Source organism: Micromonospora rubida (genome assembly GCF_009908295.1).
Classification (GTDB): Bacteria; Actinomycetota; Actinomycetes; order Mycobacteriales; family Micromonosporaceae; genus Micromonospora; species Micromonospora rubida.
In genome coordinates this window covers 277,812-297,400 of the sequence record NZ_JAAALO010000005.1, presented here as the reverse complement: position 1 = coordinate 297,400, position 19,589 = coordinate 277,812, and the positions used below count along the sequence as shown (strand labels likewise).

The window sequence follows — 19,589 nt, the reverse complement described above, 5'->3', positions numbered from 1 at the left end:
TCGCATCCGACCGGCCCGACGGTGCCCATCCGCCGCGCGGAGATCCAGGGAGTGGAGGTCGCGACAGACATGACCGAGGTGTACGAACCGACGCGTCAGCCGGCCCGGCCCGGCCCCGAACCGGACGGGTGCCGCAAGGCCCCCACCTCGTTCGCCCAGGGGCGGCTGTGGCTGCTCAGCCAGATCGAGGGGGAGCGCAGCGCGTACAACGTGCTGGTGCCGCTGCGGTTCCGGGGCGACCTCGACGTCGCGGCCCTGACCGACGCGGTGTCCGCGCTGGTCGCCCGGCACGAGGTGCTGCGCACGGTGTACCGCGCCGAGGCCGGCGAGCCGGTGCAGGTGGTCCGCCCCGCCGACCCGGTGCCGGTCCCGGTCACCGACCTGTCCGGGCTGGACGACTCCGACCGGGAGGAGGCGCTGGACGCGGCGTTCGAGGATGCCGAGACCCGCCCCTTCGACCTCGCCGACGGCCCGGTGCTGCGGGCGCGGCTGCTGCGCGTCGCCGCCGCCGAGCACATCCTGCTGCTCAGCGTGCACCACATCGCCATCGATGCCCCGTCGACCCAGGTGCTCTACCGGGACCTCGCGGCCCTCTACCGGGCCGGGGCCACCGGCGCGCCGGCCGACCTTCCGCCACTGCCCACCCAGTACGCCGACCACGCCGTCCGGGAGCGGGCGGCGATGGCCGGGCCGCTGCGCGAACGGCAGCTCGGGTACTGGCGGGACCGGCTGCGGGACCTGCCCGCCCTGGACCTGCCGACCGACCGGCCCGGCCCCGCCGCCGCGTCCGCCGAAGGCGGGTTCCTGCGCGCCGCCGTCGAACCGGACCTGCTCGACCGGGTACGCGCGCTCGCCGAATCCAGCGGCGCGACCCTCCTCGACGCCGTCGTCGCCGGGGTGGGGCTGCTGATGCGGCGCTACAGCGGCCAGGAGGACTTCGCCCTGGGCACCGTCCACTCGCCCCGGGACCGGGCCGACCTCGCCGACCTGATCGGCTTCTTCCCGAACACGGTGGTGCTGCGCGCCGACCTGACCGGGACGCCGTCGTTCACCGACCTGCTGCGCCGGGCCGCCACCACCACCCGGGACGCGTTCGCCCACAGCGACCTGCCGTTCGACGCCCTCGTCCAGGAGCTGGCCCCGGCCCGCGACGGCGGCCAGGCGCCGTTCTTCCGGGTGTACGTCAACCTCGACGACACCACCGACGGGCTGCCGGAGTTCACCGGGCTGACCGCCGAGGCGATCCAGCCGGAGTTCACCAGCGCCCGGTTCGACCTCGGCTTCGTGCTGCGCTGCGGTGGCACGGAGCCGGAGGTGGACAGCGTCTACCGCAGCGACCTGTTCGACGACGGCACCGTCGCCCGGATGCTCGACCACCTCGTCCGGCTGTGGCGGGCGGCGGTCGCCGAGCCGGACCGGCCGGTCGCCGAGCTGACCATGCTGACCGACGCGGAGGTCGACGACGCGGTGTGGCGGTGGAACGACACCGCCACGGACCTGCCCACCGACCGCTGCCTGCACCAGATGTTCGAGGAACGGGCCGACCGGCAGCCGGACCGCGCCGCCCTGGTGTGCGGCGACGCCACGGTCAGCTACGGCGAGCTGGAGCGGCGGGCCAACCGGCTCGCCCACCGGCTCGTCGCGGCCGGGGTGGGCCCGGACACCCTGGTCGGCATCTGCCTGCGTCGTTCCCCGGCCCAGCCGGTGGCGGTGCTCGCGGTGCTCAAGGCCGGCGCGGCGTTCGTGCCGCTGGACCCGGACTACCCGGCGCGGCGGCTGGAGTTCATGTGCCGCGACGCCGGCCTGTGGGGCGTGGTCACCGAGGCCGACCTGGCCGACCGGCTCGACGCCGCCCACCTGGACGCGGCCCGCCTGGTCGACGTGCACGACGACGCCGGGGACTGGCCGCAGACCCGCCCGGAGGTCGGCGTCACCCCGGACAACCTCGCCTACGTCATCTACACCTCCGGCTCCACCGGCGACCCGAAGGGCATCGCGCTGCGGCACCGGGGCGCGGTCAACAACTTCACCGACTTCAACACCCGCTTCGCGGTCGGCCCCGGCGACGCCCTGCTCGCCGTCTCCTCGCCCAGCTTCGACATGTCCGTCTACGACCTGCTCGGCACCGTCGGCGCGGGCGGCACCACCGTGCTGCCCACCCCCGAGGAGATTCGCCAGCCGGCCGCCTGGGCCCGGCTGGTCCGCGACCACCGGGTGACCGTGTGGCACTCCGCGCCGGCCCTGCTCGACCTGCTGCTGGAACACCTGGAGCGCCAGGGCGAGGCGGTGCCGACCGTGCGGCTGGCCCTGCTCGGCGGCGACTGGATCCCGGTCGGCCAGCCGGCCCGGGTGCGCGCCGTCGCCCCGCAGGCGCGGTTCATCGCCCTCGGCGGCGCCACCGAGGCATCCATGGACTCGATCATCTACGAGGTGGACGAGGTCGACCCGGCCTGGACCAGCATCCCGTACGGCCGTCCCATGGCCAACCAGCGGGCGTACGTGCTGGACCGGTCCGGCCACCCGCAGCCCGTCGGCGTCCCCGGCGAGCTGCACCTGGCCGGAGCGGGCCTGGCCCGCGGCTACCTGGACCGGCCGGAGCTGACGGCCGAGAAGTTCGTCGACCGCGACCTGCCCGGCGGCCGGCGGGAGCGGCTCTACCGCACCGGCGACCTGGCCCGGTACCGCCGCGACGGGGTGATCGAGCTGCTCGGCCGGATGGACTTCCAGGTGAAGATCCACGGCCTGCGGATCGAGGCCGGCGAGATCGAGTCCGCGCTGCGCGGCTTCCCCGAGGTGACCGAGGCGGTCGTGGTGGCCCGGGGCGCCCCCGGGCACACCACCCTCGCCGCGTTCCTCACCGCCGCCGGGCCGGTCGACACCGAGCGGCTGCGCGCGGGGCTGGGCGAGAGGCTGCCCGCGCACATGGTCCCGGCGGTCCTGGTCGTCCTCGACGCGTTCCCCACCACCCCCAACGGCAAGGTCGACCGCCTGGCACTCGCCGCCCAGGAGGTCGGCGGGTCCGGGAACGGGACCGGTGAGGCCCCGCGCGACGAGTGCGAGCGGCGCATCGCCGGGGTGTGGCGCGACGTCCTCGGCGTCGACGAGGTCACCATCGACGACAGCTTCTTCGCCCTCGGCGGGGACTCCTTCGCCGCCGTGCGGACCATGGTCGCCCTGGACAACCCGGTGCCCGTGGTGGAGCTGTTCAAGAACCCGACGATCCGGGGGCTCGCCGACCGGATCCGGGCCGGCGGCGGCAACGGCGAACTGCTGCACGAGCTGACCCCGCCCGGCCGCGACGCGGCGACGACCGTGGTCTGCCTGCCGTACGGCGGGGGCAACGCGATCGCGTACCGGCCGCTGGCCGAGGCGCTGCCCGGGCGGTTCCGGCTGCTCGCCCTCAACCAGCCCGGGTACGACACCGGCGGCGACCCCGCCGACTTCCTCGACTTCGACGAGGTCGTGCGGCGCTGCGTCGACGAGGTGACCGACCGGGTCGACGGCCCGGTGGTGGTCTACGGCCACTGCGCCGGCACGGTGATGGCCACCGCCGTGGCCCGGGGGCTGGAGACCGCCGGGGCGGACCTGCGCGGGCTGTACCTGGCCGCGTCGCTGCCCGCCGACGACCCCGACGCCGCGCTGGCCGCCGAGCGCGCCACCTCCGACGAGGAGTGGGCCGGCTACCTGACCCGGCTCGGCGGCTTCTCCGGCGCCCTGGACTGGGCGGCGGTGGAGCACATGATGACGGCCGGCCGGCACGACCACGTCGGCGCGATGGAACACCTGCGCCGTTGCCGCGTCGCGCCGCCGACCCCGGTGCGGGCCCACACCGTCGCCGTCTTCGGCGACGCCGACCCGGCCACCGAGAACTTCACCGAGCGCCACCGCGACTGGTGCCGCCTGGTCCGCGACGTGTCCGTGGAGGTGATCCCCGGCGGCGAGCACTACTTCGTCCGGGATCGGGCCCCGGAGATCGCCGCGCTCATCGACAGCGACCACCCGGCCACCGGCCGGACCGAGGAGGCCTGAGGATGTCCACCGTCGACCCGATGGGCGAGCTGCTCGACGCCGGGCTGCACCAGCTCGCCACCACCGACCCCCGGCTGCACGAGGTGCTGGTCCACGAGCAGCTGCGCCAGGCCGGCACCCTGTCCCTCGTCGCGTCCTGCTCGCCCGTCGACCCGTCGGTGCTGGCCAGCCAGTCGTCCGTCGCCGTCAACGTCACCGCCGAGGGCTACCCGGGCCGCCGCTACCACGCCGGCTGCGAGGGCGTCGACGGCATCGAACAGCTCGCCGTCGACCGGGCCCGGCTGGCGTTCGGCGCCCGGTACGCCAACGTGCAGCCGCACTCGGCGACCACGGCCAACTACGCGGTGCTGTCCAGCCTCCTGGAACCCGGCGACACCATGCTCGGCATGGCCCTGGACAAGGGCGGTCACCTCACCCACGGCAGCCCGGCCGCGTACGCCGGCCGGTACTTCCGGGCCGTCGGGTACGGGCTCGACGACGCCGGGCTGATCGACTACGCCGAGGTGGAACGCCTCGCCGAGGAGCACCGGCCGAAGGTGATCGTGTGCGGCGCTACCGCGTACCCCCGGCAGATCGACTTCGCCCGGTTCCGCCGGATCGCCGACCGGGTCGGGGCGTACCTGCTGGCGGACATCTCGCACACCGCCGGGCTGGTCATCGCCGGGCTGCACCCCAACCCGATCGACCACGCCCACCTGACCACCACCTGCACCCACAAGCAGCTCTACGGCCCGCGCGGCGGCCTGATCCTCGCCGGCCGGGACGCCGACGCCCCCGCCCCCCGGGGCAAGGGCACCCTCGCCCAGTTCGTCCAGCGCACGGTGTTCCCCTACTTCCAGGGGGCCCCGGTGCTCAACGCCATCGCGGCGAAGGCGCGGACCCTGGACATCGCCACCGGCCCGCAGTTCCGGGTCACCGCCCAGCGGATCGTCACGAACGCCCGGGCGATGGCGGCGGCGCTGGCCGACCTCGGCTACGAGGTGGTCTCCGGGGGCACCGACAACCACATGGTCCTGATCGACCTGTCCGCCCGCCGGATGACCGGCCTCGTGGCCGAGCTGGCGCTGGAGGAGTGCCACATCGTGGTCAACAAGAACCGGGTGCCCCGGGACACCACCCCGGCCCTGGTCACCGCCGGGCTGCGGCTGGGCACCAACAGCATCGCCGCCCGGGGCATGGACGCCGACGCGGCGGTCGCCTGCGCCGAGCTGATCGACCTGGTGCTGTCGGCCGTCGAGCCGTACTCCGACCGGGAGTACCACCTGCCGGCGGCCGTGCGGGAGCTGGCCCGGCAGCGGGTGGCCCGGCTCTGCGCCACCCACCCCATTCCCGGCTACCCGGTCCCGGCCCCCGAGCGGGAGCTGACCGTCGCCAACCGCTGAGCGGCCACCGGTGGCGGGCCGGCCGCCCGGTCGGCCCGCCACCGCCGCCCACGACCGAAGGAGGAGAGTCGAAGTGCAGAAGCGGATGAGGTTCGTGGCCGTCAACGGCTCGGAGCGCCCCGACGGCAACACCCGGGAATTGCTGGCGCACGCCGCCGAGCTCCTGGCCGAACACGGCGTCGACCTGGAGGTGATCAACCTCGGCGAGCTGAAGCTGAGCGGCTGCGGCCCGTGCGGGGACTGCAACTCCCGTTGCGAGCCGTGCGCCGTCACCGGCGACGACGTTCCCGCGGTGGTCGACCGGATGGCGCTGGCCGACGGGATCGTCTGGGCCGCGCCCGTGCACGGCTTCGGCCCGGCCACCACCATGCAGGCGTTCATCGAGCGGGCCGGGGTCGGCTACCTGCGGTTCCAGCGACCGCTGACCAACAAGGTCGGCGGGGTGGTGGTGATCGGCCGCCGGTACAGCCACACCGAGGTCTACAACCAGCTCGTCGCCAACGTGCTGCTCAACCGGATGATCATGGTGGGCAGCGGCTTCCCGGCCATCCTCTACGGCAACCACCGGGGCGAGGCGCTCGCCGACACCGAGGGCGTGGAGATGCTCGACCGGATGCTGCACCGGATGGTCGCGATGGCCCGGCTGCTCGCCGAGCACCGCGAGCTGACCGGCCGGGACGCGCTCGCCACCGGGTACGCCAACGAGCGCGACGACCGGTGGTTCGCCCGCCGGTACGCCACCGTGGGGCAGGCGTGAGGACCATCGCGGCGGATCGGGGCTGGGCGTCGTGCGGGCGGCGCCGCCCCACCGCCGCGGTCCGGCTCTACTGCTTCCCGTACGCCGGGGGTGGGCTGGCCGCGTACCAGCCGTGGGCGGCCCGGCTGCCCGAGGAGATCGAGGTGTGGACGGTCTGCCTGCCGGGGCGGGAGCACCGCCTCGACGAGGCAGCCCGCACCGACCTGCACGGCCTCGTCGACGAGCTGCGATCGGCGCTCGCCCCGCAGTTCGCCGGCCCACCCGCCCCGGTGGCGTTCTTCGGGCACAGCCTCGGGGCGCTGCTCGCGTACGAGCTGGCCCGCGCCCTGCGCGAGCACGGCGACCGGGAGCCGGCCGCGCTGGTGCTCTCCGGCCGCGCCGCCGCCCACCACCCGCCCCGGCGACGGATGCACACCCTCGGCGACGACGACTTCATCGCCGCCGTGCGGGGGCTCGGCGGGGCACCGTCGGCGGCCCTGGAGCACCCGGAGCTGCGCGAGCTGTGCCTGCCGACGCTGCGCGCCGACATCACCGCCGCCGAGACGTACCGGTACCGCCCCGGCCCGCCCCTGGACTGCGCCCTCGCCAGCTGGGCCGGCGACGCCGACGCCGGAGTGCCACCCGACGCCGTCGCCGACTGGGCCCAGCACACCCGGGGCCCGACCCGACACCGACTCTTCCCCGGCGACCACTTCTTCCCCTGGTCCACCCCCAACATCCTCACCCCCCTACTAAAAGACATCCACCCTGCCCAGTAACCCACCCACCCACCCCCGCCCCCCGCCCTCGCCATGGTGATCAAGAGGTTTGCGTCAGGATCCGTCTGCCGGCTGACGTAAACCTCTTGATCACCGGGGCATATCCGGGGGAGAGGAGGAGAGGGGGAGGGGTTAGGTTAGGAATTCCTTGGTCAGGGTGTGGAAGCAGGCCGGGCGGTCCAGTTCGACGTGGTGGCCGGCGCCCGGTATCACCGCTACTCGCGCCTGCGGCAGGCCGGCGCCGAATGCCGTCATCCGGTCTCCCGTGAGCAGCGTGCCGGGGACGTCCGGGTCGCCCGCGATGGCGAGGGTGGGGGCGGCGACCCGGCGCAGCAGGCCGGCCCAGTCGACCTCGCCCTGCTCGCCGTCGACCATCGCCCGGAAGACCCCGTCGGCGGTGCCCGCCAGGGCCTCGGCGATCATCCGCCGCCAGGCCGAGGTCCGGGTGTCGGTGGCCGGCAGCGTGGCGACGATCTCGTCCAGCGGCCGGCGGGCCAGCCGCCAGGACCGGGCCATGTCGGCGCGCACCGGCGGCCAGTCGTCGGGCAGCAGCACCGGCGGCTCCACGACCACCAGCCGCCGGACCCGGGCCGGCGTCCCCGACCCGGCCGCCACGTGCAGCGCCACCGCCGCGCCGAGCGAGTGCCCCAGCAGGTCCACCTCCGCGCCGAGCGCGGCCACCGCCGCCCGTACGTCGGCCGCGTAGTCGACGAACCGGTACCCGGTCGACGGGCGGTCGCTGCCGCCGTGTCCCCGCAGGTCCACGCAGTACACGGCGCGGTCGGCGGACCACCGGTGGGCGGAGTCGGCGAACGTGCGCCACGACTCCCAGATGCCGTGCAGCACCACCAGGGGCGGTCGGTCGTCCGGGCCGGGCCAGCGCACCGCGTGCAGCCGTACGCCCGCGCCGGGCAGGTGTACGTGTCGGATCCCGTCAGCCATCGGCCTCTCCTTCGCGTCGACGCGCGGGCGGGGCGCCCGCGCAGGCGACAGGCTGCCCGCGACCGGTCCGCCGCCGGTTACGCCGCCCGTCGCCGACGGGCTCCCCATAGGCCGGCGGGCGCCCCAGGGCCGGCGACGGGCGTAACCGGGGCCTAACTGCGCCTCCCTACCGTGGCCGGGTCATTCGCACCGGTGCGTGCACCCACGCCTTCCGGCCCGGCCGGCGAGGCGAGAGAGGAGTTACGGTGACGACTTCGCTGCCCATCGGCAACACGTCTCCCGGACGACCCGGGATCGAGCGGCCCGGTACGGCGGCCGGGTCGGCCCGGGAGGAGTGGCGACAGCACCTGGCCGGCGGCACCGCCGCGGTCGAGCTGCCGCTGGACCGGCTGCGGCCACCCGAGCGGGAGTACGCCCCCGCCCGCGTACCGGTGCCGGCCTCCCCGCGTACCCTCGCCGCGCTGACCGACCTGGACGTCACGCCGCCGGTCGGCTGGCTCGCGGCCCTGGTTGCCCTGCTGGTCCGGTACGGCGCCGACGCCGACCTGGTGGTCGGGGTGCCGGCCGGCGAGGGACAGGCGGTGGCCCGCCGGGTCCGCGTCCCGGTCGGCGCGAGCTACCGGAACCTGATCCGGCAGGTCGAGGCGGCCGAGGCCAACGCCAACCGGCTGTCGCCGCTGCCGCTGGCCGAGGTGGGCCGGCTGATCCGGCCCGACGACGTGCCGGGCGCCGCGGCCCCGTTCGCGGTCGGCTTCCACGCCGTCGCCCCGGGCGAGGAGGGCCAGGTCTGGCCCGGCGCGGACCTGACCCTGGTGCTCGGCGCGGTCGGCGCGGCCAGCCTGCACTACGACGCCACCCTGTTCGCCGCCGCCACCGCCGGCCGACTCGCCGACCAACTGGCCACCCTGCTCGGCTCCCTGGTGGCCGCCCCCGACCTGCCGGTCTCCCGGGCCGCACTGCTGCGGGCCGAGGAACGCCGTCGCATGCTGTTGGACTGGAACGACACCGGCGTCGACTTCACCGACGAGCGGCCCTGGGCGGCCCGGGTCGCCGACCTGGCGGCCCGCCGCCCCGACGCGCCGGCCGTGCGCGACCGGGGCTGCCGGCTCAGCTTCGCCCAGCTCGACGAGGCGGCGAACCGCCTCGCCCGGCACCTGCGCGCCACCGGCCTGCCCGACGGCGGCCGGGTCGGGCTCTACCTGGAGCGCAGCGCCGCCGCCGTGGTCGCCACCCTGGCCGTGCACCGCGCCGCCGGCACGGTGGTGCTGCTCGACCCCGGGCAGCCCGGCAGCCGGATCGAGCTGATGCTCGCCGAGACCCGCCCGGACCTCGTGGTCACCCTCGACGGGTTCCTCGACGACCTGCCCGGCCAGGTGGCCCGGCGGGCAGTGTGCCTGGACCGCGACTCCGCCGAGATCGACGCCCGGGAGGCCGGCCCGCCCGACGCGCCGGCCCCGGAACCCGACGAGATCTGCCAGATCGCCTACACCTCCGGCTCCACCGGCGAGCCGAAGGCGGTCCGCCAGCGCCACCGCACCCTGGTCAACCTGGCCAACTGGACGTGCCGGGCGTACGGGGTGGGCCCGGCCGACCGGGCCGGGTGGGTCTCCGCGCCCGGCTTCGGCATCGGCCTGTTGGAGTGGATGCCCTTCCTCGCCTGCGGTGCGGAGATCACCATCGCCGACCCCCGGACCACGGCCAGCCCGACCCGGCTGCGGGACTGGCTGGTCGCCCGGGGCGTCACCCACGCCCTGGTGCTCAACCGGCTGGCCGAGCGCCTCGCCGGGCTGTTCTGGCCGGACCGGTCCGCGCTGCGGGTGCTGGTCGCGATCGGCGAGCCGATGCGCCACTGGCCGAACCCGGCCCTGCCGTTCGAGGTCGTCGCCTGCTACGGCGCCACCGAGATCGGCGCGGCGACGAGCTGCTACGACCGGGGTTCCGGGGTGCGCTGCACCTCGCGTGCCGTGCCCGAGGACGAGCGCGCGGCCCGGCTGCCCAGCGTCGGCCGGCCCGTCGCCAACATGCGGGTGTACGTGCTCGACCGGCACCGCGAGCCGGTGCCCGTCGGCGTGGCCGGCGAGCTGTACGTGGCCGGCGCCGGCCTCGCCGCCGGCTACCTCGCCCGCCCCGAGTGCGACGCCGAGGCGTTCGTGCGCAACCCGCTGCCCGAGGAGCCGGGTCCGGTGCTCTACCGCACCGGCGACCTGGCCCGGTACCGGGCCGACGGCACCGTGGAGATCCTCGGCCGGGCCGACAGCGTGGTCCGCGTCGGCGGGCACCGGGTGGTGCTCACCGAGGTGGAGGCCGCGCTGACCGCCGACGGCACCGTCCGCGAGGCGGCCGTGCTGGCCCGCCCCGGCCGGGACGGGCGACCGCAGCTCGTCGCGTACGTCGTCCCCGCCGACGAGGCCGCGTTCTCCAGCCGGGCGCTGCGCGAGGCGCTGGCCAACCGGCTCCCGTCGCACCTGCTGCCGGGCGCCATCGTGCGGCTCGCCGGGCTGCCGTGCCTGCCCAACGGCAAGCTGGACCGGGCGGCCCTGCCCGCCCCGCCCGCACCGGTCAGCGACGCCCCGTACGTCGCCCCGCGCACCCCCCTCGAACGTGACCTCGCCGACCTGTGCGCGGAGGTCCTCGGGGTGGAGCGGATCGGCGTCGAGGACGACCTGACCGGCCCGGGCGTTCCGGAGCGGCTCCGGCAGGCGGTGCTCGCCCTGGCCGCCAGCCGGTACGAGGTCGAGCTGGCCCCCGACCGGATCGCCTCGGTGGCCCGGGTGGCGGCGCTGATCGAGGCCGCGCAGGTCGACGAGGACCCGTTCGGCGACCTGCCGCCGATCGCCCACCACCCCGAGGACCGGTACGAGCCGTTCCCGCTCACCGACACCCAGCAGGCGTACTGGATCGGCCGCAGCGACGCCGTCGAGCTGGGCGGCGTCGGCTGCCACGGGTACTGGGAGTGGCGCAGCGGCGACCTCGACGTGGACCGGTTCCGGGCCGCCTGGGCGCGGGTGCTGGACCGGCACGACATGCTCCGCGCGGTGATCCGCCCCGACGGTACCCAGCGGGTGCTCGCCGACCCGCCGCAGCACGAGATCCCGGTGCTGGACCTGCGCGACCGTACGCCGGCCGAGGCCGACCGGGCGGTGGCGGAGCTGCGCGACCACCTCTCCCACCACGTCGCCCCGGCCGACACGTTCCCGCTGTGGGACGTCCGGCTCACCCTGCTGCCCGACGGGCGCGGGCTGATCCACCTCAGTCTCGACCTGCTCATCATCGACGCCTGGAGCTACTTCCAGATCCTCGTGCCCGACCTGATCACCTGCTACGAGGACCCGGCGGCCGAGCTGCCCGCGCCGCGGCTGTCGTTCCGCGACTACGTGCTCGCCGCCGACGTGGCGCTGGAGCGGTCCGAGGTGTACCAGCGGTCGAAGCGGTACTGGCTGGACCGGATCGACAACGGCCTGCCGCCGGCCCCGGAGCTGCCCCGCGCCGCCGGCGCGGCCGACGTCACCGACGTGCGGTTCACCCGCCGCGAGCACCGGCTCGACCCGGCCGCGTGGACGGCGCTGAAGGAACGGGCGCACGCCGCCGGGGCCACCCCGTCGGGCGTGGTGGTGGCCGCCTTCGCCGAGGTGCTGCGGGCGTGGAGCGGCACCGACCGGTTCACCGTCAACTTCCCGCTGTTCAACCGGCTGCCGCTGCACCCCGACGTCGACAAGCTGATCGGCGACTTCACCACCACCTCGCTGCTGGCGGTGGAGAAGGTCGACGGCACGTTCGCCGAGCGGGCCCGCTCCATCCAGCAGCAGCTCTTCGAGGACCTGGAGCACCGCTACTTCGGCGGGGTGCGGGTGATGCGGGAGCTGGCCCGGCGGCAGCGGGGCGAGGTGCGCGCCGCGTTCCCGGTCGTGGTGACCAGCCTGCTCGGGCAGCCGCCCCGGCACTTCACCACGGCCCTCGGCGAGGCCAGCCACACCAGCACCCAGACCCCGCAGGTGACCCTGGACTTCCAGGTCTCCGAGGTGGCCGGGGCGCTGCACTTCAGCTGGGACACCATCGACGAGATGTTCCCCGAGGGGATGCTCCCGGACATGTTCGGCGCGTACTGCCGGCTGCTGGACCGGCTCGTCGCCGAGCCGGAGAGCTGGCGCAGCGAGCGGTTCGCCCTGGTGCCCGAGCACCAGCTCGAGGTCCGGCGGGAGGTCAACCGCACCGACGCGCCGCTGCCGGAGCTGCTGCTGCACACCCCGGTCGCCCAGCACGCCGCGGCGCGTCCCGACGCCCCGGCGGTGATCTGCGGGGACACCGTGCTCACGTACCGGGAGCTGGACCGGCGGGTCAACCAGGTCGGCCGGCGGCTGCGCGCCGACGGGGCCCGGCCCGACCAGCTCGTCGCCGTGGTGATGGAGAAGGGCTGGGAGCAGATCGTCGCCGCGCACGGCGTGCTCGCGTCCGGGGCGGCGTACCTGCCGATCGACGCGCAGGTGCCCGCCGAGCGGCTGCGCCACCTGCTGCGCGACGCAGAGGTGACCACCGTGCTCACCCAGTCCGCCGTGGACCCCGGCATCGAGTGGCCCGACGGGGTGCGCCGGTTGTGCGTCGACGCCGACTTCGACGACGTCGACCCGGGCCCGCTGGAGCCCGTCCAGGCGGTCACGGACCTGGCGTACGTCATCTACACCTCCGGCTCGACGGGCCGGCCGAAGGGGGTGATGGTCGACCACCGGGGTGCCGCGAACACCATCTGCGACGTCAACCGCCGCTTCGGCGTCGGCGCGGACGACCGCTGCCTGGCCGTCTCCGGGCTGCACTTCGACCTGTCCGTGTACGACGTGTTCGGCATCATCGCGGCCGGCGGGACGGTCGTCGTGCCGACGCCGACGCCGAACCCCGACCCGCAGCAGTGGGCCGAGCTGGTCCGCCGGCACGGGGTCACCTTCTGGAACTCGGTGCCGGCGCTGCTGGAGATCCTGGTCAGCCACGTCGAGGGCACCGGGGAGACCCTCGCCCCGCTGGCGCTGACCGTGCTGGCCGGGGACTGGATCCCGCTGACCCTGCCGGACCGGCTGCGGGCCGTCGCCCCGGGCATCCGGGTGATCGGCTCCGGCGGGCCCACCGAGAGCTGCGTCTGGTCGGTGATCAACCCGATCGGGGAGGTCGACCCGGCCTGGCCGAGCATCCCGTACGGGCGGCCCATGGGCAACCAGCGCTACCACGTGCTCGACGCCCGCCGCGAGCACCGTCCCGTGTGGGTGCCGGGGGAGATCCACATCGAGAGCGGCGTCGGCCTGGCCCGCGGCTACTGGCGCGACCCGGAGCGCACCGACGCCCAGTTCGTCCGCAACCCGGAGACGGGGGAGCGGATGTACGCCTCCGGCGACCTCGGCCGGTACCTGCCCGACGGGACCATCGAGATCCTCGGCCGCACCGACTTCCAGGTGAAGATCCAGGGACACCGGATCGAGCTGGGCGAGGTCGAGGCGGCCCTGGCCGACCACCCGGCGGTGGACCGGGCGGTGGCCGTGGCCGCCGGGGCCACCCCGCAGACGCTGCGGCTGGTCGCGTACGTGACCCCGGTGCCCGGCGCGACGCCGGACCCGGCGGACGTGCTGGCCCACGTCGGCGCGAGGCTGCCCCGGTACATGGTGCCGGGCGCCCTGACGGTGCTGGACCGGCTGCCGCTGACCGGCAACGGCAAGGTGGACCGCCGGGCGCTGACCGAGGCGACCGTCGGCCGCGACGACGAACGGTACTTCGTCGCCCCCGAGGGGCCGCTGGAGCAACTCCTCGCCGAGGTGTGGGCCGAGCTGCTCGGCGTCGACCGGGTCGGCCGGCACGACCACTTCTTCCAGCTCGGCGGCAACTCGGTCATCGCCACCCAGTTGGTGTCCCGGGTCCGCGAGCTGACCGGCGGCGAGCTGCCCCTGCGGGCCGTGTTCACCGGCCCGACCGTGGCCGAGGTGGCCGCCGTCCTGCTCGACGACCCGGAGCAGGGCGAGCGGGTGGCCGCCGCGGCGCGGCTGCTCGCCGAGCTGGGCGAGGCCGACGACCTCGCCGAGTTCCTGGAATGACCCGCGCGGGGCGGGCGTGCCAACCGGCCCGCCCGCCCCGGCCCGCACCCCGACCCGCACCCCGACCCTCCCCGGCCCGCCGGCCGGGCGGACCCGCCTGGAGCGTCCCCATGCCCATCACCGGTGTCGACCACGTCATGCTCGCCGTACCCGACCTGGACGCGGCGCGGGCCGCGTTCACCGCCTGCCTCGACCGCCCGTCGCGCCCCGGCAGCCGACACCCCGGCTGGGGTACGACCAACGCGGTCCTGCGGTTCGCCGACAGCTACCTCGAACTGATCACCGTCGTCGACCGCGCAGAGGCGGCCGGCCGCCCGGCGAGCCGCCGGATGACCGACGTGATCGACGCCGGCGGCGGCTGGGTGTCCGCCGTCCTCGCCGCCGAGGACCTGCCGTCGACCTGCGCCGCCCTGGCCGGGCGGGGCATCCCGGTCAGTCCGCCGATCGGCGGCGAGTCGGTGCGCCCCGACGGCCGGCGCCGCCGGTGGCGGGTCGGCGCGCACGGCGAGGAGTTCCGCACCGGCCGGCTGCCGTCGCTCATCGAATACCTCGACCCGTGGCCCGAGGCGGCCCCCGACCCGGCCGAGCTGCGCCGGGGCGGCGTCCACGGCCTGGCCGGGGTGGACGTCGCCGTCACCGGCCTCGACGCCGCCGTAGCCGAGTACGCCGTCCTGCTCGGCGGCCCGCCCCGGCGCGGCGAGCGGTCCGCCGAGTGGACGCTGCCCGACGGGCGGACGCTGCGGCTGCTCGCCCCCGCCGGGCCCGGCGACCCGGTCGCCGCCCACCTCGACCGGCTCGGCCCCGGCCTGTGCGCCGTCGCCCTCGCCGTCGACTCGCCCGCCGAGGCGGCCGGGGCGATCCGCCGTCGGGGGATCGCCGTCGGTGCCGGCGTCGACGGAAGGCCGGTGATCGACCCGGCCGCCACCGGGCTCGCCCCGGTCCGGCTGGTCGCCGCCCGGCTCGCCGGGGCGACGCGATGACCGCGCCACCGTCTGGCCGTGACGTCGGTCCGGCACCTGGCCGTGACGTCGGCGCGCAGTCTGGCGGTGACGTTGGCCCGGCGCCCGGCGGTGACGTCGGCCCGGCGTCCGGCGGTGACGTCGGCTCCGCGTCCGGCCACGGGCCGTGGCCGTCGCCGTTCCGCCCCGAGGACGCGGCGGTGGCCGGCGGGGAGCCCCGCTGGCTGCTGGAGCAGTGGGTGGTCGCCCACGGCGACGCCGTCTGGTTCACCGACCTGCGCCCCGACGAGGGCGGCCGGGCCGTGCTGTGCCGGTGGACCGCCGCCGGCGGCACCGTCGACGCCGTCCCCGCCGGGTGGAGCGTGCGCAGCCGGGTCCAGGAGTACGGTGGCCGACCGTTCACCATCGTCTCCGCCGACGCGGCAGTCGTGTCCCGCGACGCCGACCAGCGGCTGTACCTGGTGACCGTCGGCCCGGACGCCCCGCCGCCCCGCCCGCTCACCCCGCCACGGGATGGCCGGCACCGGTACGTCGAGGGCACCCTCGTCGGCGGGGAGGTGTGGTGCGTGCGGGAGCGGCGCACCGGCCCCCGCACCACCGACGTGCTGCGCGACCTCGTCGCGGTGCCGCTGGACGGCGACACCGAGCCCCGGGTGCTGGGCGACGGCGGGCACCGGTTCCTCGCCGGCCTGCGGGTCGCCCCGGACGGCCGGCACGCCGCCTGGCTCGGCTGGGACCACCCGGACATGTCGTGGGACGCCGCCCGGCTGCGCGTCGCACCCGTCGTCGACGGCCGGCTCTCCGAACACCGGGTGCTGGCCGGCGGCGACACCGAGGCGGTCTGCCAGGCCGAGTGGCTCGACGCGGGCAACCTGTTGGCCCTCACCGACCCGGAGGGCTGGTGGAACCCGTACGCGATCGGCCTGGACGGCACCCGCCGGCCGCTGTGGCGCGGCGAGCGGGAGATCGGCGGCGCCCTCTGGCGGCCCGGGCAGACCTGGGCCGCGCCGCTGGCCGACGGCCGGATCGCGCTGGCCGTCACCGGCTGGTACGGCGGCCCTCGGCCCGGCCCGGTCCCGGGGCGCGACGCCGACCCGCCCCGGCACGGCACCCGGCTCGCCCTGCTCGACCCGGCCCGGGGCACCCTCGACGGGCTGGACCTGCCGTACACGGTGTGGGGGCCGGTGAGCGCCGCCGGCACGACGGTGGCCGGGATGGCCGCGTCGCCCGACCGGCAGCCCGCCCTGGTGCGGGTGGACACCGCCACCGGCCGGGCCGACGCGCTGACCGGGGACCGCTACCGCACCCCCGGCCCCGGGTGGCTGCCGGTGCCCGAGCACCGCCGCTTCCCCGTGCCCGGCGCGGAGGTGCACGCCGTGGTCTACCGGCCCCGCAACCCCACCGTCGCGGCCGGGACGGGGCCTCCGCCGCCGCTGCTGGTCGTCGCCCACGGCGGCCCGACCGGTCGGGTCACCGACGCCCTCGACCCCGAGACGCTGCTGTTCACCAGCCGGGGGTACGCGGTGGCGCTGGTCGACTACGGCGGCTCCACCGGCTTCGGCCGGGCCTGGCGGGACCGGCTGCGCGGCGGCTGGGGGATCGTCGACGTCGCCGACTGCGCGGCCGTCGCCCGGGCCCTGGCCGACGAGGGGACCGTCGACGCCGACCGGCTCGCGCTGCGCGGCGGCTCGGCCGGTGGCTGGACCACCTGCGCGGCGCTGACCAGCGTCGACACGTTCCGCTGCGGGGTCGCGTACTTCCCGGTGCTGGACCCGGTGGCCTGGGCCGAGGGGGAGACCCACGACCTGGAGTCGCACTACCTGCACGGCCTGATCGGGCCGCTGCCGGCGGCCCTTGCCGCGTACGCCGACCGGTCGCCCACCCGCCGCGCCGCCCGGCTCGCCGGGCCGCTGCTGCTGCTCCAGGGAGAGGAGGACCCCGTCTGTCCGCTGGCACCGGCCGAACGTTTCGTCGCCGCGCTGACCGAGGCCCGGGCGCCCCACACCTATCTGCGCTTCCCCGGTGAGGGGCACGTGTTCCGGCGGGTCGGCTCGATCGCCCGAGCCCTCGACGCCGAGCTGACCCACTACGCCTCGGCGCTGCGACCCGTGGAGCCCGCGCCGCGGCGACCCGCTGTCGCGGCGGCACCGAGTCGCCCCCTACCGGAGGTACGAACATGACCACCCACGCGGTTCCCGCCGCCACCACACCGCGTCGGCGGGCGCGCACCGTCGCCACCACCGTCGCCGGCAACTTCATCGAATACTTCGACTGGCTGATCTTCGGCCTGTACGCCCCGCTGCTCGCCCAGCACTTCTTCCCGTCCGCCGACCCGCTCACCGCGCTGCTCGCGGTCTTCGTGGCGTACGCGACGGGGATGCTCTTCCGCCCCCTCGGCGGCATCCTGATGGGCTCGCTGGCCGACCGGCGGGGACGCCGGCTCGCGCTGCTGCTGTCGATCAGCCTGATGGGCGGCGGCAGCCTGGTCATCGGGCTGCTGCCCACCTACGCGTCCATCGGGGTGGCCGCCCCGGCGCTGCTGTTCCTGGCCAGGGCCGCCCAGGGCCTGTCGGCCGGGGGCGAGTGGCCGGCCGCGGTGTCGTACCTGATGGAGCTGGCCCCGCGCAACCGGCGCTGCCTGTTCGGCAGCATCTTCGCGGTCAGCTCGGCCGCCGGGGGCCTCGCCGCGTCCGCGCTCGGCATGGCGCTCAGCGCGACCGTCGGGTCGCAGGCCATGGCGGACTGGGCGTGGCGGGTGCCGTTCCTGGCGGGGGCGGCGCTGTCGGCGGTGCTGCTGGTGCTGCGCCGCCAGCTCGGTGAGAGCGAGGCGTTCGTCCGGGCCCGGCGCAACGGCCCCCGGCCCGGCCTGCGCCGGCTCTGGCACGACCACCGGGGTGCCGTCGTCGTCGCCGCGCTGTTCGTGGTCGGGGTGACCGTGCAGACCACCACCTGGACCACCGTCGCGCCGGCCCTGGCGCAGAGCCGGTTCGGGCTGCCCGCTGACGCTGTCTACGCCGCGGTGACCGCCTCCATCGCGCTGTCCATCGTGGTGCTGATCCCGCTGGGCCTGCTCGCCGACCGGGTGGGGGTGCTGCCCATGCTCGTGGTCAGCGTGCTCGGCTTCGCGGTGGCCGGCCCGCTCGTCCTGAACGGGATGTCCGGCGGCCCCGGTCGGCTGGTGCTCTGCCTGTCCACGGGGCTGTTCTTCATGTCCTGCCTGACCTCGGTGCTGCCGAAGATCATGGCGTCGATGTTCCCCACCCACCTGCGGGCCAGCGGCATCGGCCTGCCGCACGCGGTGGCCAGCTCGCTGGCCGGCGGGCTCACCCCGGCCCTGGCGACCTGGCTGGCCGGGCACGACCGGCTCGGCTGGTACCTGGGCCTGTTGACCGTGACCGCGTTGCTGGCCGGCGTGGCCGGCGTGCGGGCGGTCCGCCGGGCCCGCCCCGACGGCGAGCTGCCGGAGGAGTACGGGGCGTCCGCCTCGGAGGCCCCGTCGCCCGCACCCGCCCTGGTCGGATCGGCCCGCGGCTGACGCCTTCGCCGGCCGGCGTCCCCGGCCGTGCTGGTCTTCCTGGCCCCGTCGATCGACGCCGGCCACCGCTCCGACGCTCCGCTCCGCCGACCGGCCACCGGACGCTTGGTGGCCGGTCGGTCTCTCGCGAGAACGGCGGGCGGTCACCCGATCGGGTGACCGCCCGCCGTTGCGGCTCGGGGTCGAACGGTCGCTGCCAGACTCGGCCGCATGTCCAGCACCGGGGAGATCATCACGCTCAGGGACGGTCGCGGGGCGGTGGTGCACCGGCTCGGTGCACCCGGCAACCGGGTGGTGGTGTTCTGCCACTCCGCCCCGGGCGCCGGGGCCTTCGATCCGGACCCGGCCGCCACCCGTGCCGCCGGGGTCACCCTGCTCGCCGTCGACCGGCCCGGCTACGGCGGCTCCGATGCGGCCACCGGCTGGGCCGACGTGCCGGCCGCCGCCGACGACCTCGCCGAGGTGCTCGACCAGCGGGGCCTCGGCCCGGTGCCCGTGGTGGGCTGGTCGGGCGGGGGCCGGGTCGCCCTCGCGCTGGCCGCCCGCCGGCCGGAGCTGGTGAGCCGGCTCGCGGTGCTGGCCACCCCCGCGCCCGACGAGGAGGTCCCCTGGGTCGACCGGGGGCAGCGGGACATGATGGCGGCGCTGCGCGGCCAGCCGGTCGACCAGGTCCGGGCCCAGCTCGACGCCGGGCTGGCCGGCATGGTCCCGGCCGACCCGTGGGACCCGCTGGCGTACCGGATGCTGCTCGGGGCGGGCCCGGCCGACCAGGCCGCGCTGGACGCCCCCGGCGCCGCCCGCCGGGTCGGCGACATGCTGGCCGAGGCGTTCGCGCAGGGCGCGCGGGGGATGGTCGACGACATCGCCGGGTACGTGCTGCGCCCCTGGGGCTTCGCCCCCGACCAGGTGCGCGCGGCCACCCTGCTGCTGTACGGCGCCGACGACGGCCTCGCCGGGCCGGAGCACGGCCGGTGGTGGCGCGACGCGCTGCCCGACGCGCGCCTTGAGGTCGTCCCGGACGCCGGTCACCTGCTGGTGGTGCCGGCCTGGGCCCGGGTCCTCGACCACCTGGTCGGGTCGCCGACGCGGGGCACCTCGGCCCGGGAGGCGGTCGCGTTCATCCTGCGCGCCCCGTGACCCCCGTGCGCCCGTGACTTCC

General features: G+C 76.2%; 10 protein-coding genes. 9 read left to right on the top strand and 1 reads right to left on the bottom strand.

All coding sequences use genetic code 11. The annotated features are described in order from the left end of the window. The first annotated feature begins 69 nt into the window (after positions 1 to 69). The 4 genes from GVV04_RS20485 (at position 70) to GVV04_RS20470 (ending at position 6,926) form a co-directional block, all read left to right on the top strand. Positions 70 to 4,029, top strand: a complete 3,960-nt coding sequence (locus GVV04_RS20485) for a non-ribosomal peptide synthetase (protein WP_161689690.1) — start codon at positions 70 to 72, stop codon at positions 4,027 to 4,029. Between the two features lie 2 nt (positions 4,030 to 4,031). Continuing rightward, a complete protein-coding gene (locus GVV04_RS20480; RefSeq protein ID WP_201753841.1) occupies positions 4,032 to 5,411 on the top strand; it encodes a serine hydroxymethyltransferase in 1,380 nt (459 codons plus the stop codon). A gap of 73 nt (positions 5,412 to 5,484) precedes the next feature. Then, a complete protein-coding gene (locus GVV04_RS20475) occupies positions 5,485 to 6,168 on the top strand; it encodes a flavodoxin family protein (RefSeq protein ID WP_201753840.1) in 684 nt (227 codons plus the stop codon). Further along, a complete protein-coding gene (locus GVV04_RS20470) occupies positions 6,165 to 6,926 on the top strand; it encodes a thioesterase II family protein (protein WP_161689689.1) in 762 nt (253 codons plus the stop codon). Before GVV04_RS20475 ends, GVV04_RS20470 begins: the two co-directional genes overlap by 4 nt. Positions 6,927 to 7,058: 132 nt before the next feature. On the opposite strand, the gene GVV04_RS20465 is transcribed toward GVV04_RS20470, so the two are convergent. Further along, positions 7,059 to 7,868, bottom strand: a complete 810-nt coding sequence (locus GVV04_RS20465) for an alpha/beta fold hydrolase (RefSeq protein WP_161689688.1) — start codon at positions 7,866 to 7,868, stop codon at positions 7,059 to 7,061. 245 nt (positions 7,869 to 8,113) lie between these two features. On the opposite strand from GVV04_RS20465, the gene GVV04_RS20460 reads away from it, so the two are divergent. From GVV04_RS20460 to GVV04_RS20440, 5 genes are all read left to right on the top strand, one after another. Next, positions 8,114 to 13,936, top strand: coding sequence for a non-ribosomal peptide synthetase (locus GVV04_RS20460; RefSeq protein WP_161689687.1), 5,823 nt, complete (start codon positions 8,114 to 8,116; stop codon positions 13,934 to 13,936). 110 nt (positions 13,937 to 14,046) lie between these two features. After that, on the top strand, positions 14,047 to 14,916 hold the full coding sequence (locus tag GVV04_RS20455) for a VOC family protein (protein WP_161689686.1): 870 nt from the start codon (positions 14,047 to 14,049) through the stop codon (positions 14,914 to 14,916). Between the two features lie 179 nt (positions 14,917 to 15,095). Next, on the top strand, positions 15,096 to 17,075 hold the full coding sequence (locus GVV04_RS34435; RefSeq protein ID WP_201753839.1) for a S9 family peptidase: 1,980 nt from the start codon (positions 15,096 to 15,098) through the stop codon (positions 17,073 to 17,075). Further along, positions 17,072 to 18,430: an MFS transporter gene (locus GVV04_RS20445; RefSeq protein WP_161689684.1), complete on the top strand. Its 1,359-nt coding sequence runs from the start codon at positions 17,072 to 17,074 to the stop codon at positions 18,428 to 18,430. The genes GVV04_RS34435 and GVV04_RS20445 overlap by 4 nt, the downstream gene beginning before the upstream one ends. Before the next feature lie 210 nt (positions 18,431 to 18,640). Further along, complete coding sequence (locus GVV04_RS20440; protein ID WP_161689683.1) at positions 18,641 to 19,567, top strand: alpha/beta fold hydrolase; 927 nt, start codon at positions 18,641 to 18,643, stop codon at positions 19,565 to 19,567. Positions 19,568 to 19,589 lie beyond the last annotated feature (22 nt).